The 24,493-nt window shown below is 67.0% G+C and carries 25 protein-coding genes and 1 tRNA gene; 14 read left to right on the top strand and 12 right to left on the bottom strand.

Annotation, left to right across the window (positions count from 1 at the left end; genetic code table 11):
- Nucleotides 1-33: 33 nt before the first annotated feature.
- Complete coding sequence (locus tag HALXA_RS12195; RefSeq protein WP_013880678.1) at nucleotides 34-387, bottom strand: DUF555 domain-containing protein; 354 nt, start codon at nucleotides 385-387, stop codon at nucleotides 34-36.
- 317 nt (nucleotides 388-704) lie between these two features.
- Between HALXA_RS12195 and HALXA_RS22145 the strand changes: the two genes are divergently transcribed.
- On the top strand, nucleotides 705-875 hold the full coding sequence (locus HALXA_RS22145; protein ID WP_013880677.1) for a hypothetical protein: 171 nt from the start codon (nucleotides 705-707) through the stop codon (nucleotides 873-875).
- A gap of 216 nt (nucleotides 876-1,091) precedes the next feature.
- Entirely contained in the window at nucleotides 1,092-1,823 is a 732-nt protein-coding gene (psmB, locus tag HALXA_RS12190; protein WP_013880676.1) for an archaeal proteasome endopeptidase complex subunit beta, read from the top strand.
- A gap of 229 nt (nucleotides 1,824-2,052) precedes the next feature.
- Here the strand turns inward: psmB and HALXA_RS12185 are convergent, their stop codons facing one another.
- A complete protein-coding gene (locus tag HALXA_RS12185) occupies nucleotides 2,053-3,168 on the bottom strand; it encodes a Gfo/Idh/MocA family protein (RefSeq protein WP_013880675.1) in 1,116 nt (371 codons plus the stop codon).
- Between the two features lie 297 nt (nucleotides 3,169-3,465).
- On the opposite strand from HALXA_RS12185, the gene HALXA_RS12180 reads away from it, so the two are divergent.
- Nucleotides 3,466-4,170: a ThuA domain-containing protein gene (locus tag HALXA_RS12180; protein ID WP_013880674.1), complete on the top strand. Its 705-nt coding sequence runs from the start codon at nucleotides 3,466-3,468 to the stop codon at nucleotides 4,168-4,170.
- Nucleotides 4,171-4,180: 10 nt separating this feature from the next.
- On the opposite strand, the gene HALXA_RS12175 is transcribed toward HALXA_RS12180, so the two are convergent.
- Nucleotides 4,181-5,032 (bottom strand): translation initiation factor eIF-2B, encoded by an 852-nt coding sequence (locus HALXA_RS12175; protein ID WP_013880673.1) that lies wholly within the window; start codon nucleotides 5,030-5,032, stop codon nucleotides 4,181-4,183.
- Nucleotides 5,033-5,108: 76 nt separating this feature from the next.
- On the bottom strand, nucleotides 5,109-5,444 hold the full coding sequence (locus HALXA_RS12170; RefSeq protein WP_013880672.1) for a DUF5783 family protein: 336 nt from the start codon (nucleotides 5,442-5,444) through the stop codon (nucleotides 5,109-5,111).
- A 91-nt stretch (nucleotides 5,445-5,535) separates the two neighbouring features.
- Between HALXA_RS12170 and HALXA_RS12165 the strand changes: the two genes are divergently transcribed.
- The 4 genes from HALXA_RS12165 (at nucleotide 5,536) to HALXA_RS12150 (ending at nucleotide 8,106) form a co-directional block, all read left to right on the top strand.
- A complete protein-coding gene (locus HALXA_RS12165; RefSeq protein ID WP_013880671.1) occupies nucleotides 5,536-5,871 on the top strand; it encodes a hypothetical protein in 336 nt (111 codons plus the stop codon).
- A gap of 197 nt (nucleotides 5,872-6,068) precedes the next feature.
- On the top strand, nucleotides 6,069-7,142 hold the full coding sequence (locus HALXA_RS12160) for an Mrp/NBP35 family ATP-binding protein (RefSeq protein WP_013880670.1): 1,074 nt from the start codon (nucleotides 6,069-6,071) through the stop codon (nucleotides 7,140-7,142).
- Nucleotides 7,135-7,395, top strand: coding sequence for a hypothetical protein (locus tag HALXA_RS12155; RefSeq protein ID WP_013880669.1), 261 nt, complete (start codon nucleotides 7,135-7,137; stop codon nucleotides 7,393-7,395). Before HALXA_RS12160 ends, HALXA_RS12155 begins: the two co-directional genes overlap by 8 nt.
- 93 nt (nucleotides 7,396-7,488) lie before the next feature.
- Complete coding sequence (locus HALXA_RS12150) at nucleotides 7,489-8,106, top strand: uracil-DNA glycosylase (RefSeq protein ID WP_049895460.1); 618 nt, start codon at nucleotides 7,489-7,491, stop codon at nucleotides 8,104-8,106.
- Between the two features lie 44 nt (nucleotides 8,107-8,150).
- Here HALXA_RS12150 and HALXA_RS12145 read toward each other — a convergent pair whose 3' ends face one another.
- Both HALXA_RS12145 and HALXA_RS12140 read right to left on the bottom strand, forming a co-directional pair.
- Nucleotides 8,151-8,948 (bottom strand): alpha/beta fold hydrolase, encoded by a 798-nt coding sequence (locus HALXA_RS12145; protein ID WP_013880667.1) that lies wholly within the window; start codon nucleotides 8,946-8,948, stop codon nucleotides 8,151-8,153.
- 97 nt (nucleotides 8,949-9,045) lie between these two features.
- The gene (locus tag HALXA_RS12140; RefSeq protein WP_013880666.1) at nucleotides 9,046-9,270 is read right to left on the bottom strand and encodes a hypothetical protein; all 225 of its coding nucleotides are present in this window, start codon (nucleotides 9,268-9,270) and stop codon (nucleotides 9,046-9,048) included.
- 147 nt (nucleotides 9,271-9,417) lie between these two features.
- On the opposite strand from HALXA_RS12140, the gene HALXA_RS12135 reads away from it, so the two are divergent.
- The 4 genes from HALXA_RS12135 (at nucleotide 9,418) to HALXA_RS12120 (ending at nucleotide 12,701) form a co-directional block, all read left to right on the top strand.
- Nucleotides 9,418-10,167 carry a hypothetical protein gene (locus tag HALXA_RS12135; protein ID WP_013880665.1) on the top strand — a complete coding sequence of 250 codons (750 nt, stop codon included), beginning with the start codon at nucleotides 9,418-9,420 and terminating at the stop codon, nucleotides 10,165-10,167.
- Between the two features lie 41 nt (nucleotides 10,168-10,208).
- Nucleotides 10,209-10,292, top strand: a tRNA-Ser gene (locus HALXA_RS12130).
- A 438-nt stretch (nucleotides 10,293-10,730) separates the two neighbouring features.
- On the top strand, nucleotides 10,731-12,065 hold the full coding sequence (locus tag HALXA_RS12125) for a hemolysin family protein (RefSeq protein WP_013880664.1): 1,335 nt from the start codon (nucleotides 10,731-10,733) through the stop codon (nucleotides 12,063-12,065).
- 120 nt (nucleotides 12,066-12,185) lie between these two features.
- On the top strand, nucleotides 12,186-12,701 hold the full coding sequence (locus HALXA_RS12120; RefSeq protein ID WP_013880663.1) for an OsmC family protein: 516 nt from the start codon (nucleotides 12,186-12,188) through the stop codon (nucleotides 12,699-12,701).
- 79 nt (nucleotides 12,702-12,780) lie between these two features.
- On the opposite strand, the gene citE is transcribed toward HALXA_RS12120, so the two are convergent.
- From citE to glmS, 5 genes are read right to left on the bottom strand one after another with little or no spacing between them, the layout of a single operon-like run.
- Nucleotides 12,781-13,839, bottom strand: a complete 1,059-nt coding sequence (gene citE, locus HALXA_RS12115) for an L-malyl-CoA/beta-methylmalyl-CoA lyase (RefSeq protein WP_013880662.1) — start codon at nucleotides 13,837-13,839, stop codon at nucleotides 12,781-12,783.
- Nucleotides 13,840-13,895: 56 nt separating this feature from the next.
- Nucleotides 13,896-14,990 carry a 2-methylfumaryl-CoA hydratase gene (gene mch, locus HALXA_RS12110; protein WP_013880661.1) on the bottom strand — a complete coding sequence of 365 codons (1,095 nt, stop codon included), beginning with the start codon at nucleotides 14,988-14,990 and terminating at the stop codon, nucleotides 13,896-13,898.
- Nucleotides 14,983-16,281 (bottom strand): methylaspartate ammonia-lyase, encoded by a 1,299-nt coding sequence (locus HALXA_RS12105; RefSeq protein WP_013880660.1) that lies wholly within the window; start codon nucleotides 16,279-16,281, stop codon nucleotides 14,983-14,985. Before HALXA_RS12105 ends, mch begins: the two co-directional genes overlap by 8 nt.
- Complete coding sequence (locus HALXA_RS12100) at nucleotides 16,281-17,738, bottom strand: methylaspartate mutase subunit E (protein WP_013880659.1); 1,458 nt, start codon at nucleotides 17,736-17,738, stop codon at nucleotides 16,281-16,283. Before HALXA_RS12100 ends, HALXA_RS12105 begins: the two co-directional genes overlap by 1 nt.
- A gap of 6 nt (nucleotides 17,739-17,744) precedes the next feature.
- Nucleotides 17,745-18,200, bottom strand: a complete 456-nt coding sequence (glmS, locus tag HALXA_RS12095; protein WP_049895299.1) for a methylaspartate mutase subunit S — start codon at nucleotides 18,198-18,200, stop codon at nucleotides 17,745-17,747.
- 136 nt (nucleotides 18,201-18,336) lie between these two features.
- Between glmS and mct the strand changes: the two genes are divergently transcribed.
- Nucleotides 18,337-19,509, top strand: coding sequence for a succinyl-CoA:mesaconate CoA-transferase (mct, locus tag HALXA_RS12090; protein ID WP_013880657.1), 1,173 nt, complete (start codon nucleotides 18,337-18,339; stop codon nucleotides 19,507-19,509).
- A gap of 205 nt (nucleotides 19,510-19,714) precedes the next feature.
- The gene (locus HALXA_RS12085) at nucleotides 19,715-21,784 is read left to right on the top strand and encodes a hypothetical protein (protein ID WP_013880656.1); all 2,070 of its coding nucleotides are present in this window, start codon (nucleotides 19,715-19,717) and stop codon (nucleotides 21,782-21,784) included.
- A gap of 80 nt (nucleotides 21,785-21,864) precedes the next feature.
- On the opposite strand, the gene ggt is transcribed toward HALXA_RS12085, so the two are convergent.
- Nucleotides 21,865-23,787 (bottom strand): gamma-glutamyltransferase, encoded by a 1,923-nt coding sequence (gene ggt, locus HALXA_RS12080; protein ID WP_013880655.1) that lies wholly within the window; start codon nucleotides 23,785-23,787, stop codon nucleotides 21,865-21,867.
- 302 nt (nucleotides 23,788-24,089) lie between these two features.
- Between ggt and HALXA_RS12075 the strand changes: the two genes are divergently transcribed.
- On the top strand, nucleotides 24,090-24,416 hold the full coding sequence (locus HALXA_RS12075) for a DUF5785 family protein (RefSeq protein WP_013880654.1): 327 nt from the start codon (nucleotides 24,090-24,092) through the stop codon (nucleotides 24,414-24,416).
- Nucleotides 24,417-24,493: the final 77 nt, after the last annotated feature.

The raw sequence follows: 24,493 nt of genomic DNA, 5'->3' as shown, positions 1-24,493 counted from the left end.
CCAGTACTCGCGGCGGGTCGGCGAGCGGAGACGTTACTCGTCTTCGGGAACCTCGACGACCTCCACGACCGACAGGGGGACGTCGCGCAGCGCGCCGCCGACCTCGCTCTTGGCGATTCGCGAGGCGTGTTCCTCGCCGTCGGCGTTGTAGACCTCCATCTCGAGGGCCAGACCCACGAGCGCGGTGTCGGCCGCGATGAAGGCGGAGTCGAAGGGCTCGCCGCAGGCGGGACAGCCCGTCGCGCCGACCTCGACCTCGACGTAGTCCATGTCTTCGCTGTTGAGTCGTTTCCCGGCTTCGCTGACGGCGACGCCGATCGCGTCGTCGATCTCCTCGACGTCACGGACGAGCCATGCAGCTTCCATCGCGACGAGATAGTTGCCCATACGCGATACTCGGCCCGAGGGGTTTCCTGCTTTGCGGTTCGTCGCCGTCGGCGGCGGTAGTGGCACGAATACGCGTGCCACGGCGCTGCCGAGCGCGCCCGCGACTCGGATAATTCTCATAAGTTACGAGAATCGGCCGGATCGATTCCCGTCTGCATAGCCGGATTTCGCCGCGAGTACGCCTCGAGTTGTCCGAACCGAAAGCCAGGTTGAATCGCACGACGGCGGCGACCCAATAATAAACTAACTATAATTATAGTTTTGAGCACCCAAGAAAGCTTATATACGACCCTCGTCTGAACCACGGCTGAACGCTGATGATATCCCGCGTGTACCGCGCGACCCTGTTCGCACTGTACCAACTGTGTATCGTGGTCGGTATCCTCGCGATGCCGCTCGCGGTCGCCGCCCGTCAGGCTGGACTGTCCCTCCCGATCCACCGCGTCCTCGAGAACGTCGAGGACGCATACGAGGCCACCCAATCCTAATCCGAACTGAACACACGGCGCCGTTCTGTCGCTTTTCTATCGACGAGCGACCTCCGTCTCCTCCCCGTGACCGACACCCGCTGAAACGCGTCCGAACAAGCTTGATTTCGACGGTTTCGCGATGTTCGAGCGCCGACTGCGCCGTTACCGATAGTAGCGGAAACGACCGTGGTGAACGCCGGCCTTTTATACCGTTCCGGCCGTAAGGTTCCGTCAATGCGTACGCCTCAACACAACTCCGACTTCTCCCGGACGGTCGACCAGTTGGCCGACGACACCGACCCCTACGCGCCGGAAGTCGGGCGCATGCCCCAGAACGATCTTTCGATGAACGATCTTGACAACGTCAACAAGACGGGGACGACGACCATCGGCATCACGACCACCGACGGCGTCGTCATCGCGACGGACATGCGCGCCAGCCTCGGCGGCCGGTTCGTCTCGAACAAGAACGTCCAGAAGGTCGAGCAGATCCACCCGACCGGCGCCTTGACCCTCGTCGGCAGCGTCGGCGGCGCCCAGTCGTTCATCTCGACGCTGCGGGCCGAAGTCAACCTCTACGAGTCCCGCCGCGGCGAGAACATGAGCATCGACGCGCTGGCGAGCCTCGCGGGCAACTTCGCCCGCGGCGGCCCGTTCTTCGCCATCCACCCCATCCTGGGCGGCGTCGACGAGGACGGCAGCCACGTCTTCAGCATCGACCCCGCCGGCGGCGTCATGGAGGACGACTACACGGTCACCGGCTCCGGCATGCAGCTGGCCTACGGCCTGCTCGAGCAGGAGTACGAGGACGACCTCTCGAACGACGAGGCGACGACCATCGCCGCCAGCGCGATCAAGTCCGCCGCCGAGCGCGACACCGGCTCCGGTAACGGCGTCTTCCTCTGTGAAATCACCGACGAGGGCGTCGACATCCACGGCCACCACGACTTCGACGAGGTCGTCTAAGGCCCCAGTACCGGTCGACCCGACTGCTTTTCCGGGTTCGCTCTCGCTTTTCGTCCGTCACTGTCACCGCGCTCGAGCGGTGCGTGTAGCGGGCGGTGTTGCGGTTTATTCGCTCTGATCAGCGCGCTAGCGGCCGCTATCTACGAAACGGAGACTGAAAACTGAACCGCGAATCGAAATCGAAATCGAAACCGAAACCGAAACTGAAACTGGTCCCGCAGCGCCCGCGTCAGTCCGCCCGCGGGGTCACTTCGGCCTCGAGGTCGGGCATCTCGACCGTCTCCGCGCGGCCGGACTCGCTCGAGCGGTAGATCGCGTCGATGACTCGCTGGACGGTCAGCGCCTCCGCGACCGTGTTCGTCTCCGGCGGAGCGTCGGATCTGATCGCGCGGAGGAACTGCTCGTCCTGCTGCGCGTAGCCGGTCATCGACTCCTCGCCGGTCAACTGGATGTCCGCGTAGTGGTCGGAGCCGGCGGTGCCGGTCTCGAGCAGCTTGAGGTTCGTGTCGCCGATCTCGAACTGCGCGCCGCCCTCGGTGCCGCGGATGCGGAAGTCCATGCTCTCCTCGCGGTTGGTCGCCCACGCGGCCTCGAGCGAGACCGTCGTGCCGTCGGCACAGCGGATGAAGGCGCTGACCGAGTCGTCGACCTCGTAGGTCTCGCTCTCGGCGTCCCAGTTGTCGCCGAAGCCTTCGGGATCGGCGTACTCCTCGCGGGTGCCGAACGTGGTTCTGGCCGTCCCCGAGACCTCGACGATCTCGGGGAAATCGAGCGCGTAGAGGGCGAGATCGAGCGCGTGGACGCCGATATCCAGCAGGGCGCCGCCGCCGGCGAGATCGGGGTCGGTGAACCACGAGCCCGGGCCGGGGACGCCCCGCCGGCGCACGTAGTTGGCCTCGACGTGGGTGAGCTCGCCGAAGCGGCCGCGGGCGTGCTGTTCCTCGAACATGACCATCGAGGCCGCGTGGCGGTTGTGGAAGCCGACCATACAGATGGCGTCGCTCTCGGCGGCCGTCCGGGCGACCCGCTCCGCGCTCTCTAGGGTGTGTGCGAGGGGTTTCTCGACGAGAACGTGGCGACCCGCCTCGAGCGCGGCGACGGTGATCGGTTCGTGGAACCGGTTGGGCGTCGTCACGATCACCGCGTCGACGTCGTCGTTCTCGAGGAGGTCCTCGTGGGTTTCGTAGGTCGCTGCGTTGAACTCATCGGCGAACCGCTGCTGTTGCTCGGGGACGAGGTCGGCGCCGGCGACGACCGAAGCGCCCAGTTCCTCGACGGCTCGGGCGTGTAGGTGTCCCATACCGCCCAGGCCGACGACGCCGATACCGATGTCGTCGCCGCTCACGCGTCGTCACCTCGCGTCTCGGGGAGGGAGGAAGTCTCTGTACGGGAGGCGGGCGACCGGCGAGAAAAACCTCGTTTCGATCCCATAGGCGGGCGGTTCCAGTTCATACAGAAACGCGGTCAGCAACCGAAATAAGAGTTGTGACTGATTACGCTCTCTCCGTGGGATTCATTCAGGTATTAAGATAGTTTTCCCGGAATCGGGCGGTGAAATGCGGGTAAAAATAATATCTTATATCCTGACTCTCACACAAATCGACCGGCCGACCTAAGGGGATCGAACGGCCACACGGGGATAATGGTCACCGTTACCGTCTGGAACGAGTTCCGACACGAGCAGGAAGACGAAGACGCCGCCGCCGTCTATCCGGACGGCATCCACGCGACGCTCGCGGACGCCCTCGAGGGGCACGACCCCGTCGACGAGGTGCAGACGGCCACGCTCGACGAACCCGAACACGGCCTTACGGAGGACGTACTCGAGGCAACGGACGTCCTGTTCTGGTGGGGCCACATCGCCCACGACGAGGTCGAAGACGAGATCGTCGACCGCGTCCAGGAGCGCGTCCTCGAGGGCATGGGGCTGATCGTGCTCCACTCCGGACACTTCTCGAAAATTTTCAAGCGCCTCATGGGGACGACCTGCGACCTCCAGTGGCGCGAGGACGGCGCCACCGAACGGCTCTGGGTCGTCGATCCCGGCCACCCGATCGTCGACGGCATCGACGAGTGCATCGAACTGCCCCAGACCGAGATGTACGGCGAGCCGTTCGACGTGCCCGAACCCGACCGCCTCGTGTTCACGAGCTGGTTCGAGGGCGGCGAGGTCTTCCGCAGCGGCTGTTGCTACCAGCGCGGGAAGGGCCGAATCTTCTACTTCCGGCCGGGCCACGAAACGTTCCCTATCTACGAGAACGAAGAAATCCGTCGCGTCCTCCGCAACGCCGTCGAGTGGGCGAGTCCGCGGGAGGGATCGCCGCGGACGTTCGGCGAGCGCGAGTAGCTCGTCTACGCTACAGTTCCCGCCGTCCTTCGTCGGTAATCACGCTCTCGAGCAGCTCGACCGGCGTCGCGTCGTAGTTGGGGTTCTCGACGGCGAATCCCTCTGCCGGCTCGGGCATGACCTCGCTGCCCGACCGGAACTCGTTCTCGAAGACGAACCCCTCGCTGACGATCTTCGACGCCGAGCCGACCACCGTGACCGGCACGTCGAGGCGGTTCGCCGTCGAGGCGATCGGGAACGTGCCGACGCGGTTGTAGAGCGTGTCCTCGACGATGCAGTCCATCCCGACGACGACGCGGTCGCACTCCTCGAGGTAGACGCCGTGGGCGTTGTCGGTGATCAGCGTCGTGTCGACGCCCTCGAGATCCGCGAGGGTGCGTGCGGTCTTGCGGCCGATGTACCTGGGTCGGGCTTCGGTGACGTACACGTCGAGGGTCTTGCCGGCCGCAGTCGCCTGCTCTAAGGCCTCGATCACCGTCGAGGAGTAGTCGTGGGTCAACAGGGTTGCGCCGTCCTCGAGGTGCTCGACCGTGTTCTCGGCGGCCAGTCGTTTCCCGGATTCGACCCGCGAGACGACGGCGTCGATCTTCTTGGCGGTGAGTTCCTTGCCCTCCTCGACGGTGTCCGGATCCGCGTCGGTGACGTCTTTGACGATCTCCCGGATCGCAGTCTGAAGCGAGGCGTGGGAGGGGTTCGCACGCCGGAGCACGGTGCCGTTGCGCTCGAGGTCCCGGAGGTACTCGTCGACGGTGGCGAACTCTCGATCGAGCAGCTCCTCGAGCGCCTGAGCCGCGTGGACCGCGACCACCGAGGAGCTGTGCGTCTGCATTTCCTGAATCTCCTCGACCGTCTCGTCGATCATACTGAAGGGGTTTCCCGTCAGCGGCAAAGGTGTTCCGGGTGTCGGCAGTTGGCGGGACCGAGCGCCGATTGCGACGCTACTCGGTCGCCTCGAATCCGAAGATCTGCTGCAACTCGCGTTCGATCCGGTCGACGAGTTCCTCGAGGACGGCCTCGAACTGTTCGTGGTCGGCGACGCTGCCGACGCGATCCTCGACGTCGTCGGGGAGTTCGACGCGGAACTCGCCGTCCCCCTCATAAAATGGCTCGCTCTCCGCGAGTACCTGCCGGTCGATCGCCTTCAGCACCGTCGAATCGTACTTCCCGTGCAGTTGCTGGTAGGCGTTGGAGTAGGCCGCCTCGAGTTCCTCGAAGTAATGCACGTACTTGTCCTCGAACTTCGCGGGGTCGAACTCGGCGCTCCCGTTGCTCATGGTCGTTCTGAGGGCGCGAGGGGGTAAACGGTTGGGAACCGACTCGAGCCGCGCCCGCAGGCTTACGTCCGTCACGCGCCTAGGGCCGGCGATGACCGACACCGACACCGTCACCGTCCGCTACACCTGTCCCCACTGCGGCGCCGTCGTCAGCCTCGAGCGGCCGCCGGATCTCGCGGACCGCTCGGTCACCAAAGTCCGACAGCCCGGCTGGGAGTACGCCGCCCCGGACGACCCCGACCGCGAGTCGGCCGACGGGATCGAGTTTCTCTGCGGCGAGGACGGTCCCGTAACCGACCTCGAGGGCGAGCCGGTCGAGGGCTGCGGCCGCCCGTTCTACCTCAACTTCGTCCGCTACGAGCAGGGCGTCGAACTCGAGCCGGATCCGCCGACGTACGGCGGGCCGCGGTTCGATTTTAACGCGTAAGGGGGAAGACAACGTGTTCGAACGGCGGGTAGCCGCGGCGGTCGAATCGCAAGCGATGCACCCGCGAGCGACGGCAGGAGCGAGCGGCTTTTTTGGTCCAGATTTTTGCAAGCGGTTTGAGCGAGCGACGCGAGCGAAAACCCGCAGCAAAAAGGTGGGAACACAACCCTTTTCGACGCCGGGAAGTACACTCTTCTATGGACGAAGACGCCGTTCGCGACCGCCTCCGGACGGTCGAGGATCCGGAACTCGGCGACGACATCGTTTCGCTCGGACTCGTCAACGACATCGCCGTCGACGGCGACGAGGTCTCGGTCGACTTGGCGCTGGGCGCGCCCTACTCGCCGACCGAATCGGACATCGCCGCCGAAGCCCGCGAGGTGCTCATCGAAGCGGGACTCGAGCCCGACCTCTCCGCGAGCGTTCCCGATCGAGACGACCTCTCGAGCGACGAGCAGGTGCTTCCGGGCGTCAAGAACGTCATCGCCGTCGCCTCCGGGAAGGGGGGCGTCGGGAAATCGACCGTCGCCGTCAACCTCGCTGCGGGACTCTCCCAACTCGGCGCGCGGGTCGGCCTGTTCGACGCCGACGTCTACGGGCCGAACGTGCCGCGGATGGTCGACGCCGACGAGCCGCCGATGGCCACCGAGGACGAGACGCTGATGCCGCCCGAGAAGTACGGCGTGAAGCTGATGAGCATGGCCTTCCTCACGGGCGAAGACGACCCCGTCATCTGGCGCGGTCCAATGGTCCACAAGGTCATCACCCAACTCACGGAGGACGTCGAGTGGGGCCACCTCGACTACCTCGTCGTCGACCTTCCCCCCGGAACTGGTGACACCCAACTAACCATGCTCCAGACGATGCCCGTCACCGGCGCGGTCATCGTGACGACGCCCCAGGACGTCGCCCTGGACGACGCCCGCAAAGGACTGGAGATGTTCGCCCAGCACGACACCGTCGTCCTCGGCATCGCCGAGAACATGTCCTCGTTCGCCTGCCCCGACTGCGGCAGCCAGCACGACATCTTCGGCTCCGGCGGCGGCCGGGAGTTCGCCGACGAACACGACATGCCGTTCCTCGGCTCGATCCCGCTGGATCCGAGCGTCCGCGAGGGCGGCGACAGCGGCAAACCGACCGTCCTCGACGACGACAGCGAGGTCGGCGAGTCGTTCCGGACGATCACCGAGAACGTCGCGAACAACACGGGGATCGTCCACCGGCGCAGCGTCTCCCAATCGCAGCGAGCGGCGTCTCGGAGCGATGACTGAGAGCGACGCGACTACTGACGAACCGGCGGAGGACGACGCCGAGGAGTTCGACCCCGACCCCGAGCGCGTCGAACTCCTCCGGAAGGTCGCCGACGACGTCCGCGGCGAGACCAGCGAGAGCAAACAGCTCGCGAACATCCTCTACCGGACCAGCGACCTCTACGACGAGGACGAGGAGACGACGCCCGAGGAGATCGTCCGCAACGTCAAGTTCATTCTCGAGGTCAACGAGCGCGGCGGCCTCGGTCGCTGACCGACTTCGGCCGCCAGCCGCGTCGCTTTTGGTGGCTCCGCTCGAGACGCGAGTGTGGACGCGAATCAGCAACGGCGGGCGAACCCGTTCAACATGGACGAGCAGTGTCGGAACTGTCCCGCGCTCTGCGAGACGCGCGCGCAGGTCGTCCACGGCTACGGCGACGTCGGCGCGGACTTCCTGTTCGTCGGCGAACAGCCGACGTCGGCGGCCGACGAGACGGGCGTTCCGCTCGTCGCCGGTCCGGACGGGGATGCGGAAGCCGAAACCGGCGGCGCCGACCTCCGCCGCATCCTCGAGCGCCTCGCCCTCTGCGACGCGACCTCCCCGCGCGAGGAACCGCTCCTCGAGAACGTCTACTGTACGAACCTCACCCGGTGTCGCGAGCCCGAGCGGCCGCCGACCGACGAGGAGATCGGCAACTGCGAGCCCTATCTCAACGCCGAGATCCGGATGATCAACCCCGAGATCCTGATTCCGGTGGGTGAGCGCGCGCTCACGGAACTGGGCAAGGAGTACACGACGACGCCGGTCGAGGAACTCGAACTGTCGGACGCCCACGCGACGACGATCCGCGGCCGCGGGTTCGAACTCGTCCCCATGATCGCCCCGCCGGAGCAGACCGACGAGCAGACCCAGGCGTGGGTCGAACACTTCGCCGAACTGATGGCCTCGGACTACCGCCAGACGAAGGGGCGCCAGGGTCGGTAACGGAGCCGATGATGTGAGCGGTGTACTAGCTGGACGGCGGAGAATTACGCCCGGCGCAGAAACGTCCGGAGCTCCGCGAGCGCGGCGTCGTACGCGTCGCGAAACACGTAGTGTCCGGCGTCGGGTACGTGCACGAGCCGTTCGCTGGCCAACCGCTCGGCTGCGTTCAGGTCCGACGTTCGGTCCGCAACGTCGAGGTCCGGACGCAGGCTCAGCGTCGGACAGGTAATCTCGTCGAACGTTTCTACGACCAGCCGGTGCTCCTGCGCGTACATCGCGACGCGCGGACTACACTCGCCGGTCGCGACGGCGAGCCGGCGGATCTGTTCCGGTTCGGCGTCGACGTCGTCGTAGTGCTGGTCGATCCGCTCCTCGAGCGAGAGGTCCTGCGCCTCACGGACGAGTTTCCGGCTCCGCTCTCGAGCCGTTTCCATATCCATTTGCGGCGCCTCGCGGAACCGAGCGGGCGCCTCGAGCACGAGTGCGCGCGGGAGGTCGGGGTGATCTGCGGCTGCGCACGCGACCGTCGCGGCGCCCATCGAGTGGCCGACGAGTACCGGATTCGGCAACCCCAGTTCGTCGACGATCCCGACGAGGTCCGCGACGCGGTTGGTCATGTCGTAGCCGGTTTCGGGGGCGTCCGTGCGGCCGTGGCCGCGGGCGTCGTACGCGATCACCTCGTAGTCGTCGGCCAGTTCCGAGCCGAGTCGGACCCAGCGCCGCCCGTTGTCGTACATCCCGTGGGCCAGGACGACCGGCGGCCCCTCACCCGTCCGGTAGTACTGGTGGTCGATGCCGTTGGCGGAGACCGTGCCGGCGGTCCATTCCTCGGGGAGGTCCATGCGGACGACTACCTCGAGGCGGCGGATGAATGTTGTTACACTGTCACCAATCCCACTGCGGATTCGCGGCTCGGTTCGTCCCTCCAAACGTGGCGAGTTACCAGTACGGCGTTTGCAGCCGTCCGCCGCCGCGGACGCCGAGTGCGGTCAGCGCACCGACGACCGAGATCGCGACGAGGGCCGTTCCGACCGACGGCGCGCGTAACTCGAGGCTGCCGGACGAGCCGACTAGGTAACCGCTGGCGACGCCGTAGAGGCCCGCGAGTCCGAGGAGGACGAGCGTCAGTACGCCGACCGCACCGGCGATCGTTCGGGTGTCCATGGCGGTTCGTCCGCTACGCATCCCACGACCGTAATCGTCGGGGTGTGCGGTTTAGGTTCGTCCTCGAGGCCGCCCGCGTTCGCCTCCGAGTCCGAAACCGAGTCGGAGAAGCGCCGCGTTCAAGGACGCCGCCGTCGGAGTATCCGTATGATCGTCGTCGTTCCCGTCGATCCGCCGCGGGAGGGACTCGTCCTCCCGTCGCTCGTCGAGACCACGCCGCTGACCGCCGCGGAGGCGGCTTCGCTGTACGAAGCCGCCGTCGCGGACGTACTGTATGCCGTCGCCTCGAGCGGCGGCGACCTGCTGGTCAACTACCGCGACGAGGAGACGCTGCCCGACGAGTTCGCCGGCGCGGAGTTCGACGATCCGGAGACCGAGGTTCGGGAGTTGGCGGCCGCCGCCCTCGAGACGACCGACGACGTGCGCTTCGAACGGCAGGTCGGCTCGAGTCACTCGGCGCGGATCGGCAACACCGTCACGCACCTGCTCGAGCGCGAGGAGGCCGGGAGCGTCGGCGTGCTCGAGCCGACGGCGCCGCTGGTGAGTCGCTCGGAGATCGATTCGGCGGCGATGTCGCTGCGGCGCTACGACGCGATTCTCGGGCCGTCCACTGGCGGCCGAGCGTACGTCGCCGGCTTCACCGAGCCGATCGATTTCGCCGATGCGTACGCGACGCCCGAACTGTCGACGCTCGCCGACCGCAGCCAGGACGCCGGTCTGAAACTCGGATTCGCGCCGATGGTACCGGACGTGCGGTCCGAGTCGGGGCTGTGCGCGACGATCGCGGGTCTCGAGGCGCGGCGGGCGGCCGATCGACCGGGTGCAGCGGCGACGGCCGCCGTGGTTGACGAACTCGGGTTGGTGGTCGGCGAGGACGATTCGCTCGAGCGGCAGTAGACCGATAACCATTTTTGAGCGGACGCGGTACGAGGTGGTGAGGTGGGGTAGCGAAGCGGCCCAACGCGCCTGCCTTGAGAGCAGGTGGCTGTATAGCCTCATGGGTTCAAATCCCATCCCCACCGCTTCTGCGACGAACATTACGCGAGGAGCGGAGCGTGGACACTGGGATTTGAATCAGGGAGGAGTTTCGTTCCGACCGTGGTTCAAATCCCATCCGAACCGTATTTTGCCGCGAACAAACTCGTGAGCGGCAGATACGATATGGTGGGATTTGAATTAGACTGAGGTTCTGCGAGCATTGCGAGCAGGTTCTCGGGCGTCGTTCAAATCCCATCCCCACCGTTCTGTCGCGAGCAAATTCGTGAGCGACGCGACGGTCCGGACCGCCGAAAGCGGTCGAAGCCGTCCGCGGGTTGCGTCTGTCGCCCGGATACTATTGGGGACGGATCCCGAACTCGAGGTATGGAAACCGTCAACGTCGATTCTGCGACCGCGGGCGAGCCGACGGGCCGACCGTCGGTCCGATCGCCGCGGCGGTCGCGGGCACGGAGGTGGCACCGATGGTAGATTTCGCGCTCTCCGGCGCGCGGCTCGCCGGCGCGTTCGTGTTGGTCGCGCTGAACGGCTTTTTCGTCGCCGCGGAGTTCGCCTACGTTCGCGTGCGATCCTCGGCCGTCGAGCAGATGGTCGCGGAGGGGCGGTCGGGCTCGGCCCTCCTGGCGGACGCCGTCGACAACTTAGACGACTACCTCGCGACGACGCAGCTGGGGATCACCATCGCCTCGCTGGGGCTGGGGTGGCTCGGCGAACCGGCCGTCGCGGCGCTGCTCGAGCCGGTCCTCGCGCCGCTCCTTCCCGAGGGGGTACTCCACCTGGTCTCGTTCGCGGTGGGCTTCGGGTTCATCACCTTCCTCCACGTCGTCTTCGGCGAACTCGCCCCGAAGACGATCGCCATCGCGCAGGCCGAGCGGGTCGCCCTGCTGGTTTCGCCGCTGATGAAGTTCTTCTACTACATCTTCTTCCCCGGAATCATCGTCTTCAACGGGACGGCGAATCGCTTCACGCGACTGCTCGGCGTTCCGCCGGCTTCGGAGACCGACGAGACGCTCTCCGAGACGGAACTGCGGACGGTGCTCGCCCGGTCCGGACAGAGCGGGGAGATCGACACGAGCGAAGTCGAAATGATCGAGCAAATCTTCGAACTCGACGACAGCGACGTCCGGGACGTGATGGTCCCGCGCCCAGACGCCATCACCGTCGCCAGCGATCGCCCGGTCGCGGAGGTTCGGTCGCTGATTCTCGAGTCCGGCCACACCCGGTATCCGGTGGTCGACGCCGACGATCCCGATCAGGTGGTGGGCTTCGTCGACGCCAAGGACGTGCTGCGGGCGCTCGACGCCTCGAGCTCGGACTCGGACGCGATCACCGCCGGCGACATCGCCCGCGACCTGCCGATCGTCCCCGAGACGACGTCGGTCGTCGACCTGCTCGAGCAGTTCCAGCGCGAGCGGGTCCAGCTGGCCGCGGTCATCGACGAGTGGGGCGTCTTCGAGGGCTTGGTCACGGTCGAAGACGTCCTCGAAGAGGTCGTCGGCGACCTCCGCGACGGGTTCGACGCCGACGAGCCGTCGATCGACAGCCGCGGGGACGGCACCTACGTCGTCGACGGCGGGGTCACGGTGTCGACGGTCAACGAACGGCTGGATACGGATTTCGAGGCCGACGAGTTCGGCACCATCGGCGGCCTCGTCCTCGACCGACTGGGACGCGTGCCGGAGGTCGGCGACCGGATCGAGGTCGACGACTACGCGCTCGAGGTCGCCGCTGTCGAGGGGTCTCGGGTCGACTCGCTGGTGGTCCGCGAGGAGCCGCGGACCGCGGAATCCTCCGAGTGACGATCCGCGAGGATCGGCGGCTCCGTCTCGGCGGGTCGACCGAGCGTCTCCGATCCGAGCGACTCGTTCGTCGCGATTCGATCCCGTAGATTCATTTTCCGCGACGACGATCGATCTAGCATGTCAGATAATGACTTGCACGAGGAACAGAAACCGTTAAAGCGAGAGTACGAAACGAACCCGGAGGCGGCACAGCTCACCCTCACGGCGACCGGCGAGGAGCAGGACGACGCTCGAGCGTGCAACGTCGACATCGGGCGCGCGATCTACGAAGCCGAGTTACACGAGGGGGCCGGCGGGCCCGGAACCGGCGCGTGCTCGGGCGATCTCCTGCTGGGGGCGCTGGCGGCGTGCTCCCAGCTCACGGCCCAGGCCGTCGCGGAGAACTTCGACATCGGAGACGACGTTGATATCAGCGTCGAGGCCAGCGGCGACCTCGATCTCCGGGGTACGATGGGCGTCGACGAGGACGCGCCGGTCGGCTTCGAGGACCTTCGACTCGACGTCACGGTCGAGGGCGATATCGGCGAGGAGACGAAGGCGGCGCTGCGGAAGTACACCGAGCGATACTGCGTCGTGTATCAGACCCTCGAGAACCCGCCGGATGTCGAGACGGAGTGGACGTTCGGAGAATGAAGAGGAAGGAGCGAGGTCGCAGGGACGCGCGAGCCGGCGTCGGCCCGGGTCGACCGTCTCACTGCGACTCGAGTCGCGGCTACGCGTACGACAGTTCGAGTTCGAGCGCGCGCTCGAGCAACTCGTCGTCGTAGTAGTCGCCGGTCTGGTCCGGACGCCGTTCGTCGATCGCCCGCACCGTCCGCACCGTGTTCACGAAGTTCTTGAACGTCGCCTCGTCGACCATCTGGCCGTCGATGGTCACCGCGCCGGTGCCCTCGCGTTTGGCCTCGTTGAACCGCTCGATCTTATGCACGTCGCGCTCGAGTTCGTCGGGCGTGGGCATGTGGATCGTGTTGGCCTGGATCGTCTGCTTTGGGTACAGCGACCACGATCCGTCTAGGCCCAGTCGGGCCTCGTGCTCGATCTGGTCGGCGTACTCCTCTGCGTTGTAGTAGGTCAGGCCGGCCCGTTCCTTGAACAGGTCGTCGAACGGCCCGCCGATCGAGAGCAGGCCCGCGGCGCTGGCCTCGTTCGAGAGCGCCTCGAGCAGGCCGTCCCAGCGCGGCCGGCCGTCGCCTAAGTCGCGGCCGCCGAGTTCGGCGGTGTAGTCGACGGGGCCGAAAACCAGCGCCGTGAGGCGGGAATCCTCGCCGAACTTCGCGATCTCGCGAAGATCCGAGCGAGCCCGGCCGGTCTCGACGATGATCGAGAGGCCGATCGAACCGTCGGGATAGCCGTGCTCGCGCTCGGCCTCCGCGACGGCCTCGGCGGCCCGCCGGACGTCCTCGAGGCGGCCGACCTTGGGGACGACGACGCCCTCGATCTCGTCGCCGATCGCGCTCGCGAGCCGGTCGATCTGCTCGCGGCCCTTCTCGCGGTAGGTCCCGTCCTCGTAGCTCCACTCCACGCGGGGCCAGATCTCGCCGGGGAACTCGTACCGAGGCACCTGCTCGATCGTGTTCTCGAGGCCCTCGGCCTTCATGTCGGGCGCGGTCCCGTCCTCTAAGTCGGGCACGAGCCAGTCGGGGGCCTGGAAGCCGTCGGCCTCGAGGCCGGAGGTGAGGTACTTCGCCGAGTCGTCTTTGGGAACGGCGGCCGGTGCGGTCTGGAAGGTTCGGCAGAGTCGGATGTCAGTGTCGTTGTCGTCAGTCGTCATCTGTGGGTTCTGTGTACGTTGGGATGGGGGTGTCGTGATCGGGCGTCGTCGGTGCGCTATCGGGATCGCTTCCGGATCTCTGCAGTTCGAATACCCGAGTAGACGGGCTCGTCGCGCTGATTGAACGCGACGTGCTCGAAGCGGACCGTCCCCGCTTCGTCCGGTGAACTCGAGTCGTCCTCGGCCTCGAGCACCCGCGTGAACGCGTAGACGGTGTCGCCGGGCGTGACGAAGGTGTGGAACGACTCGTCGTCGAAGCCGACTTCGCGCCACGTTTGTTCGTCCGAGCGGGCGTGGCCGAGCGCGGTCGAGCGGGTCACGTCGCCGTAGGTGACGATGTCGCCCGAGGGCGCGTCGGCCATCGCGTCGGCGTTGTGGTGCTGTTTGGCCGTGTTGAGCGTCGCCAGCGGCAGCGCGGCGACGGTGACGTCGTCCTGCGTGCGGCCGCGCTCGTGGCGGTAGGCGACGGCGGCGTCGCGGTCGGCGGCGTCCTCGAGCGCTTCCGCGAAGTCCTCGAAGTAGCCGCCGCCGGGGGTGACGAAGGTTTCGGGGAGGTCGGGGGTGGGGTCGTCGCCGTCGCCTTGATCCTCGGCCGCCGTCGCGCCGCTCCCGTCCGTCTCGATCGGTTCGCGACGCGGAATCATGTTCGTACGCTCGTAGGAGCACAGCACCTCGTCCGTCGCGGCGTCCCGCCCGCGCGTCCGCCAGGTGACGATGCCGTACTGGGGACGGGAGCTCGAGGTCGCCGTCCCGACGACCTCGCTCTCGACCCGGAGTTCGGTGCCCGGCGAGACCGGCGCGCCGGGAAACCGTACGTCGGTGCGGCCGAGGAAGTAGCCGCCCTTCTCGCTCAGATCCTCGACGGTGGTGCCGAGCGTCGCCGCGGTGAGGTAGTCGGGGTGGATCGGCGGTTCGTCGAACCCGCGCTCCCGCGCCGCGTCCGTGCGCCAGTAGGCCGGATCGTGGTTCAGCGTCTGACTCATCCAGGCCTCGTTGCCCCAGCGGGTGAGCCGGAGGCCGGGGTCGTGCTCGAGGAGGTCGCCCTCCGCGAAGTTCTCGAAGTAGTTGCCCTTCTCCTTCGTCTCGGCGCGCTCGAGGGCCTGCGCGAACGTATCGGGATCGGTCCACTCGATCGAGTCGTCGTCAGTCATCGGCGGTCACCTCGTCCGTCGCGGCGTCCGCTCGAGATTGTTCGGCTCGCTCTCGCCGCGCAATCGTCCGCCGCATCTCGTTCTCGACGATCATGTAGCCCTCGTCGAACCCCATGCCGGGTTTCGCGAGCACCTGCGCGGCGTCGGTCGCCAGCGCCACGTGCGCGCAGGCGCGTGCGGACGTTTCGGTTTCGTTGCAGGTGCCGCCCAGGTAGGCGCGGGTGTCGGTCCCCTCGCAGTAGCGAACCGCCCGCCCGCTGCGGTGGATCCCGCCCAGATCGGGAGTCTTGATCTGCACGAGGTCGGCCGCGCCCGCGTCGACGAACGCCCGCACGTCCTCCAAGGTATTGCACCACTCGTCGGCGACGATGTCGACGTCGACGCCGGCGTCTCGCAGTCCCTCGCGCAGTTCGACCATCGCCGCGATCTGCTCGGCGCGGCCGCCGGCGTCCATCGGCCCCTCGACCTGGATCGGGTACGGCGCGGCGGCTTCCTCGAGATCCGCGAAGTAGTCCACGACTTCGGCGCGGTCGTACGGCGCGCCGAAGATCTCGCCGATCATCCCGTAGACGTCGATGTGGAAGCGCGGCTCGTAGCCGTCGGGGCCCAACTCCTGCGAGCGGGTCCGGAGCCACTCGACGTACTCGAGCAGGGTCTCCCCGTCCTCGCCGATCTTCTCGCGGCTGTTGATGAGCCCGTGGGGCAGGACGGGGACGCCCTTGACGAACATCTTCTCGGCGTTGGTGTAGCGGTCGTCGCCGGACTGGCCGAAGACCGGCACCGGCTCGGTTGCCGGTTCGGTCTCGAGGGCGTCGGCGAGCACGTCGGTTCTGGTCGTCCCCGTCGCCGAGGCGGCCGCGGCCAGCAGCGCCTGCGAGACGCCGTAACGGATCGCCGTGTGGAGCCGATCGCCGTCTACCTGTAGCTCCTCGAGCGTCTCCGCGTTCGCGAGGAACTCGGTGGCGTCCCGGCCCTCGAGCGCCTCTGCAACTGGGCCCTCGACGAGGGGCGCGTACTCCTCGGCCCGAAACAGCGGATCGCGGCCGCCGGCGCCGGAGTACTGCACCGCGGCGCAGTCGCCCCGGACGACGGTGCCGTCCTCGAGTTCGACGTCGACGATGAGCGTCTCGCCGGCCTGTCGGATTTCGTCGAACCCCTCCATGACGGGCTCGCCGTCGTAGGTGAACCCGTCCTGCTGGGCGCCCTGCTTGATCGCGCGCTGGTCGTCGAAGAAGAACCCGGAGTACCCGGGCGTCGCGTGGATCGCCGTAATCCGTGTCTCGGTCGTCATTAGATATCACCCTGGGAGGTCGATTGCGACCGCGACTGCGGTCGGCCGATGAGCTTCCCGTCGCTGATCGCGTCGACGTCGTCCGCGACCATGCGGAACGACTGGTCGCGGCCCTCGGTGTCGGCGCGCCGAGAGAGCCGGGCCTTGTGGATCTCCTTGATGTCGTCGTCCATCGCGAGGTCGCCCCACTCGAAGATGCGGACGCGACCGTCGTCGTCCCGGGCGGGGAGCACGGCCCCTTTCGCGCTATCGCTGGGCGCGAACGGGACGTCGAGCGCGCCGGTGTCGAAGGCCTTCAACGTCCCCTGGACCACGTCGCCGTCGTCGTGCTCGAGCACGGTGTCCATCAGACACCGGGTCTCGCGCTCGATCAGCTCCTGTTCTTCCTCGATGCCGTCGATGTCGATGTCTTGCTCGATCGCCATGTCGATGACCTGTCGGGTGGTGCGGAGGCCGGCGGCGTTGGCCTCCTTGGTCGGCACGCCCTGGAACTCCTGGGGCGACTTCGTGATGACCTTATCGGGCTGTGCGATGGCGGCGGTCATCCCGCCGAGGCCGATGACGCCGTTCGCGCGGGCCTCGTCCGGCGGGAAGCCGCCCATCCACTCGTGGAAGACCGTCGTGACGACGACCTCGTCGGGGAGGAACTCGTCGCCGAGCTTCTGCAGGGCGTTCAGGGCAGCCACGTCCTGGACGACGTTGCCGACCTGCCCGTAGCCGAGCGTGATCGATCGAACGCCCTGAGTGGCGGCGAGTTTACCCTCGATCAGCATGATCGCGATCGCGATCGACGGCGGCACCAAGGTGCCGGTCAGCGGCCCGAACGGCTCGCGGTTGATCCGCACGCCCCGCTCGGTGTACGCTCCGGCGAGCCGGTCGACGAACTGCCAGCGCTCGATCGTCTCCTCGAGGCCGTGGCGCTTGGTGTAGGGGATGTTGTAGGAGATCGGGCCGCCCTCGAAGCTCTGGAAGCCGCCCGCGAAGGTGATCGCAGCCAGCAATCGGGCGTCGGGCGTCCCGTGGCGGACCTCGATCGGGGCGTCGATCGCCTCGATCAGTTCGCGACAGCCCTCGACGCCATGGTTGACCGCGGGGAACCCGTTCAAGGTGTCCTCGTCGGTCTCGCGGGCCTTCTCGAGTCCCTCCTGGGCCTTCTCGTACTCGTTGTCGCGCGTGTACGAGTCGATCGTGGTGGGGAGGAGGTCCGCCTTCCCCTCCCCGTGGAGGTACTCGAGGAGGTCGATCTGGTCCTCGAGTCGGGGGACGCCCGCCCTTGGTTGTAAGAGCGGTTTGTCCGCCGACTCGAGGACGTCCGCGAACCGCTTGCGGTCGGGGAGCGACTCGTGGTACGCGATGGCTTCCTCGAAGTCGACCTCGTCGCCGGTGGGCCACTCGGACCGGATTTCCTCGTCGATGCGCCGTAGCTGGTCGGCCGGTATGCGTTCGTCGCGTATCATCGAGATCTACGAACTCACCGTGGCGCGTTCCGACTCGGTCGGTGTGATCTGGAGATCCCGCCGGAGGGCGGCGATGGCTTCCTCGGGGTCGGTCTCGGAGTCGAAGACGCGGTCGAAGCCGAGCTCGCGGAAGGTCCGCCGCGTCTGCTCGAAGTCGTCCTGGCCGACGGCGAGGTTGCCGCCGATGTAGGTGACGGCCTCGACGCCCGCGTCCTCCAAGACCTCGTGGAAGCCCTGGCAGTCCTGCTCGGCGTGTCCGTAGAGCGAGGAGACCAGTACGGCCTCGGCGTCGTGTGCTACGGCTGCCTCGGCGAACTCCTCCTGGGAGGTCTGGACGCCGAGGTTGACGACGTCGAAGCCTGCCGCACTGAACGCCTGCTCTAAGATCGTGATGCCAACGACGTGAGCGTCGGAGCCGATCACGCCGAGGACGACCGTTCCGGACATCGTATTCGCGACGATGAGAGCGCGGGCTATAAAGTTAATGATCTTCCATGATAATATTCTTTAATGGCGTTTAACCGAACAGTGTGGCATACAGCCACAACATCATTATTGATAGTAAAAGTTTTTGCACCCGGCCCGGGTCGGTGGTCGCATGGGTGCGCTTTCGAACCTGCGCGTGCTGGATCTGACCCAGGTGCTCGCCGGCCCGTACTGTACGATGTTGCTCGCGGACATGGGCGCGGACGTGGTAAAGATCGAGCGCCCCGGCGGCGATCTGATCCGCTCGAACCCGCCGTACGTCGACGACCCCGAGGAGGAAGCCTACGGCGGCTACTTCCAGAGCGTCAACCGCGGGAAGAAGAGTCTCGAGCTCGATTTCAACGACGACGAAGATCGCGCCGACTTCCTCTCGCTGGTCGAGGAAGCCGACGTCGTCATCGAGAACTATCGCGCGGGCACGATGGAGAAGTACGACCTCGGGTACGAAACGCTCCGCGAGCACAACCCGCAGTTGATCTACTCCTCGATCCGCGGGTTCGGCGACCCGCGTACGGGCGAGACCCACAGGCAAGGTCAGCCCTCTTTCGACCTCATCGCGCAGGCGCTGGGCGGCGTAATGGAGATTACGGGTCAGGAGGACGGCCCGCCGACGAAAGTGGGGCCGGGAATCGGCGATCTCTTCACCGCGACGCTGAACTGCATCGGTATCCTCGCAGCCGTCAACCACCGCGAACAGACCGGCGAGGGCCAGTACGTCGACACCGGCATGTACGACTCCATGCTCAGCATGACCGAGCGGGCGATCTACCAGCAGTCCTACACCGGCGAGGCCCCCACGCGACAGGGGAATTCCCACCCCACGCTGTTCCCCTACGACGCGTTCGAAACCGCCGACGGGTACGCCGTCGTCGCCGCATTCGGCACCAACCACTGGCGGGAACTCTGTTCGGCGCTGGACCGGCCGGACCTCGCCGAAGAGTACCCCACCGCCGCGGACCGCCTCGAGCACCGCGAGGAACTGCGCGCACAGATCGCCGATTGGGCAGCCGATCTCGAGACCGACGACCTCGTGGATCGCCTCGAGGGCCGGGTGCCGGCCGCGCCGGTCCAGACGACCGAGGAGATCTTCGACGATCCGCACGTCCGCGACCGGGACATGCTCGTGCCGGTGGAACAGCCCGGTACCGGCGAGGACGTCGAGATCGCCGGGAATCCGATCAAGATGACCGCGACGCCGCCGGAACCGCGCGGTCGAGCGCCGCTGCTCGACGAGCACCGCGAGGACGTACTGGGCGAGGAAAGTGAAGTGACAGCGGACGACTAACGGTTCGCGGCTGTATTTTCGACGTCCTCGAGCAAATATCGAGCCCGTCCGTGAGCGGCGGGTCGATCGGTCGGACTCGCGCCCTTGCGCTTCCTGATGGACAAAGCCCGGACTCCGTGGACGGTGCCGGCCCAACGCTGAAACCCTCACCCGTGATACGGGCGATATCGAGCGCTCGTTGCCCGACTGCGCTCGAGGGACACCCATGGTCGACGACGCTACGGACGATACGAGTATCGACGGTGCTGGTCTCTCCCGCCGGAGCTATCTCGCCGCCGGCGTGCTCGGAACCGGCTTGGCAGGCGGCTACGCTGGCTACCGCGGACTCCGCGACGACGCGGACGACGCGAACGACAACGCCGAATCGAACGCGCCGCCGGCCTCGAGTCGACGGGCGGGTCCCCGCGAGGACTTCCTCTGGCTCGGCGCCGGCCTGTGGCAGGACGAGCCCATTCGGGAGAACCTGTACGCGTTCGCCCGGCGCCACGACCTCGCGGTCGTCCTCGTCGCCACGCACCCCGACGACGGGTCGCTGGCCGAGAAACTCGAGGCGCCGATGGTCGCCGCCAGCGAGTTCGGACTGGACGTCTGGCTCAACGTCGGCCTGCTGAGCGAGGTCCCCGCCGACCGGCTCGCGACCGACGGCCAGGCCCGCGAGGCCCACCTCGAGCAGCTCCGAGCGGTGGCCCGACGACACGGCGAGCTGTTCGACGGCGGCCGAGCGATCTGCTGGCAGGAGGCCCCCGTGATGGGCGAGTGGGTCGAGGGCGGCGAGTGGAACGAGGCGGCGGTCCAGAACCTCCTCGAGTACGGTCCCGAAATCTTCGCCGCACAGGCGGGGGCCGTCCGAGAAGCCAACGACGCCCTCGAGGTCGGGCCGTTCGTTCACTTCCCGTACATCGTCGACTCGAAGCGGCCGGAGGTGTTCGCGGCGCTGGCCGACGGCTTCCGGGACCAGGACGCCGATCCTGACTTCGGCTTCGTCGACTTCTACCGCGGCTGGTACGAGAAGGACGTCGGCTCCGGGCCGGCCAACGCGGCCGTGCGCAGCCTCGTCTCGAACGTGCGGACCGAACTCGAGCGCCCCGTCTTCTACCTCGGGCAGAGCCACACCGTCAACCCGAACCACACGCCGAGCAAGCAGTCGCTACGGATGAACCTCCGGGCCTCGCTCGAGGCCGGCGCGGCCGGCGTCGGCTGGTACGTCCGCAATGGATACGTCCCGACGGAGAGCGGCTTCGACCCGTTCGTGCCGAACGTCGAGGGCGCCGAGGTCGACGGCGACTCGGTCAACACGCTGACGATCGCCCGGGATCGCGTCCTGTACGCGTGGCTGGCCACGCTCGAGGCGCAGGACGGGTTCGACGCGGCCGACGCGTTCGACCTCTGGCTGATCGGCGACGGCTTCGACTTCTACGATCACCGGCTGGCGGTCCGCACCGCGGAGGGCGGTGAGGATGGAGGCGACGGCGAGTCAGCGTGGGAGTACGTCGGCGACATCGGCGGCTACGCGGACGGCGACTACCCCGACGGCAGCATGGTCACCGACCGGGCGACCGTCTTCCGCGCGCTGGATCGCGAGCGGCTGCTTTCGGGGGGTGAACTCGAATGTCGCGTCGAGACGGCCGACGACAGCGAGGGCGCCGACCTGCTGGCGGCGTACGCGATGCCGTGCGATCCGGACGCCTACGTCGCCGAGCAGGAGGCTGCGGCGCTCGCGCTCGGGGACGACGGCGGGGTGGACGACGCGGCGCTCGAGGAGGTCTGCCTCGGTCGGACGACGGACGGGCTCGCACTGGAGCCCGACGAACGGCAGCAATTTACGATTCCGATCGCCGACTCGGATGCGTCGTCGCTCCGAGCGCTTTGCTATCCCGACCACGCCGACGTCGTTCAGGAACTGGCGTCGTTCGAGGCGGATGCCGGCGTCGATCGGTCCGCTCGCTTCGACCTCTGGATGCGGGGTTCGGGGCTCGGCGAGTCCGAGAATCTTCCCGCGGTCGTGGACGGGAACGGGGACAAGCACGCGTCGACTGATGTCGGCATCGTCACCGCGACGGACTCCGTCGCGCTCTGTTACGGCCTCGAGCGCGATCGATTCTTAGCGGACGGGCTCGAGTTAGCTGCCGACGGGGACGGGGCGGTCGAGGCAGCCTACGCGATGCCCTACGCCGGCTCGACGACGTTTCGGCCGCCCGCTCGAGCGGCTGATCTTTTGGCCGAACAGCCTGAGGAGGCGGAGATATACTGTCTCGAGCGCGTGACTAGGGACTAATCAGTATCTCGTTGATTGAGCCGCGTTTCTTCCGGTGACGACTAAAAATAGGTCGATGACTCGGCGGGTCGCCAACCCCGTCAGCGATCCTTATTGGACTTCGATTTCGACCGCTTCGATTCAGGGTGCTTCTCGGGACTCCGCCCTCGAGCCTGCGGCAGGTTCACACCCACGGCTAATCCGTCTCGAGTCGGGTCCGCGGCCCCGGTGAACCCGTCGGGACGGACGTCCATCACCTGCACGTTGCCGATCTCCTCGGGCTCGTCGGCCCACGGCTGGCCCCGCGCCTCGCCGTACTCGACGGCTGCTTCAGGAACGTCCGGCTCCCACATGACGTCGAAGTCGCGGGCGCTGAAGATCGACGGCTCCTGGATCGCCTCGAGCGGCTCGAGGCCGTAGACGAGCCGGTGGAGGATGGCCTGCTGGACGCTGGTGATGATCGTGAAGCCGCCCGGCGAGCCGGCGGTGAAGATCGGCTCGCCGTCGCGGAAGACCATCGTCGGGCTGGTGCTGCTCAGCGGGCGCTTGCGGGGCTGGACCTGGTTCGGTCCGCCGGGCTCGAAGTCGAAGTCGGTGAGCTCGTTGTTGAGCATGAACCCGCGGCCGGAGACCATCTTCCCCGAGCCCATGAGCTGCTCGATGGTCGTCGTGTAGGAGACGACGTTGCCGTGCCGGTCGGCGGTCGTGAAGTGGGCGGTCGAACTGACCGGGTCGGCGGTCGACGCCGTCGCGGCCCAGTCGGGTGTGAACCGCTCCGGCGCGCCCGGCGGCACGCCCGGCGGAACCTGCTCGCCGGCTGCGTAGTCGGCGATGACGCCGTCGAGATCGATCCGCGAAGCCCGCTGCCGGAGGAAGTCGTCGTCCAGCAGCCCCTCGACGGGCACGTCGACGAACTCGGGGTCGCCCATGTACTGGTCGCGGTCGGCCCACGCGACGCGGTTCGCTTCGGCGATCAGGTGGTACTTCTCGGGCGCCCGGATGTCGTACTCCTCGATGTCGAGGAACTCGAGCATCCGCATGATCATCGCGATGGTCGTCGGCCCCGACGTAGGCACGGGCTGGCCGACGATCTCGAAGTCGTAGGCCTCCTTGCGTACCGGCTCGTCGATCGTCACCGAGTACTCCGCGAGGTCCCGCTCGTCGATGCCGGGGCCGCCCTCGAGTCCCTCGACGGTGGCGGCGATGTCGCGGGCGATCGGTCCCTCGTAGAAGGCGTCCCGTCCGTCCCGACGGATCAACTCGAGCGTTCGCGCGAGGTCCTCGTTGGTGAGGGTGTCGCCGGGCTGGGGGACGTTGCCGTTCGCGTCGAGGAAGACCTCGCGCGCGGCGTCGTTGAACTTGTCCCGGTTTTCCGCGATCACCTCGGAGAGGTACTCGTCGACGGTGAAGCCGCCGGCGGCGAGTTGAATCGCGGGCCGAATCAGTCGCTGCCGGGGCCGCGAGCCGAACCGCTCGCGGGCCGTCTCGAGGGCGTCGAGCGTTCCGGGGACGCCGATGGCCTCGCTGCGCTGGATGGCTTCGTCGAAGTCCCGCGGCTCCCCGTTGTCGAGGAACATCTCCGGATGCGCGTCCCGCGGCGCGCGTTCGCGGCTGTTGATGCAGTGGACGCTGTCGCTCTCGGCGTCGTAAACCACCATGAATCCGCCGCCGCCGATGCCCGACGCTTGCGGGGAGACGACGTTCAACACGTACTGGACCGCCACGGCGGCGTCGATCGCGTTGCCGCCCTCGGCGAGGACGCGAGCGCCAGCCGCCGATGCACGCGGGTCCTCGGCCGAGACCATCCCTCCCGCAGCGGTCACTTGCTGCCCGCACTCGAATATCGGCTGGTCGCAGTCGAAGCCGTCGATGTCGGCCTCGGCGAGATTCTCGGGCGATTCGGTGGCGGCTGCCGGCGCGGCGCCGAGCGAGAGCGCCCCGGCGCTCGCGCCTGCGAGCGCGAGAAACCGCCGTCGATCGATGCGACTACTGTCCCGTCCGTTCGATGATGGGTCACCTGCCATAGCTGGGTCGACACCGGCTACACCACCCAGTCCCGGAAAAATCTTTAATCTGTATTACATTTATGTCACACATCGCTATCGGAGCGACGGTAAAATCAGCGAGCCATCGACACAGTATTTCGGAGAGTCACCGCCTCGAGACCGTTCGGCGGCCCCGGTATCTCCGTTGGCCCTGCAGTCACCGTGCTCCGGTCCCGTGCTACTCCCGGATACGGTCGTCGTCCGGACCGCCACCGGTCACGGCGACGAACGGCGGTAACAGTAACCCTTTTGCGGGACCCCTACACACGTCCGAGTATACCATGAGCAGCGACTGGCCAGTCGATCCCGACGGCGAGGAAGGCAGCGAGGGACGCCGCAAGTACGACATGCGGATCATCGCGGACAAGGTCGACGAGGAGGAGGACTTCCCGATGAACGTCGCCGAGTTCGTCGACGAGTACGGCGACTACCCGATCCGGATCAACCACGAGCGGGTCGTCGCGATGCGCGAGATCTTCGAGTACGTCGACGCCGAGGAGTTCGAGACGATACTCGACATGCACAAGGCCGTCGGCAACGCCATGCGCGAGGGTAACTTCTGGACGTACCACCCGCAGGGCGCCGACCCCGAGAAGAAACACGCGTAACCCGACTCAACTGATCGGCCGGGAGACGCTATCTATGCGATGAGGCCCGTGGTACCGCGCCCCATATCACGAATCTG

Source organism: Halopiger xanaduensis SH-6 (assembly GCF_000217715.1).
GTDB classification, from domain to species: domain Archaea; phylum Halobacteriota; class Halobacteria; order Halobacteriales; family Natrialbaceae; genus Halopiger; species Halopiger xanaduensis.
Note: the sequence above shows the minus strand (reverse complement) of the source record. Positions and strands in the feature narration are given on the sequence as shown.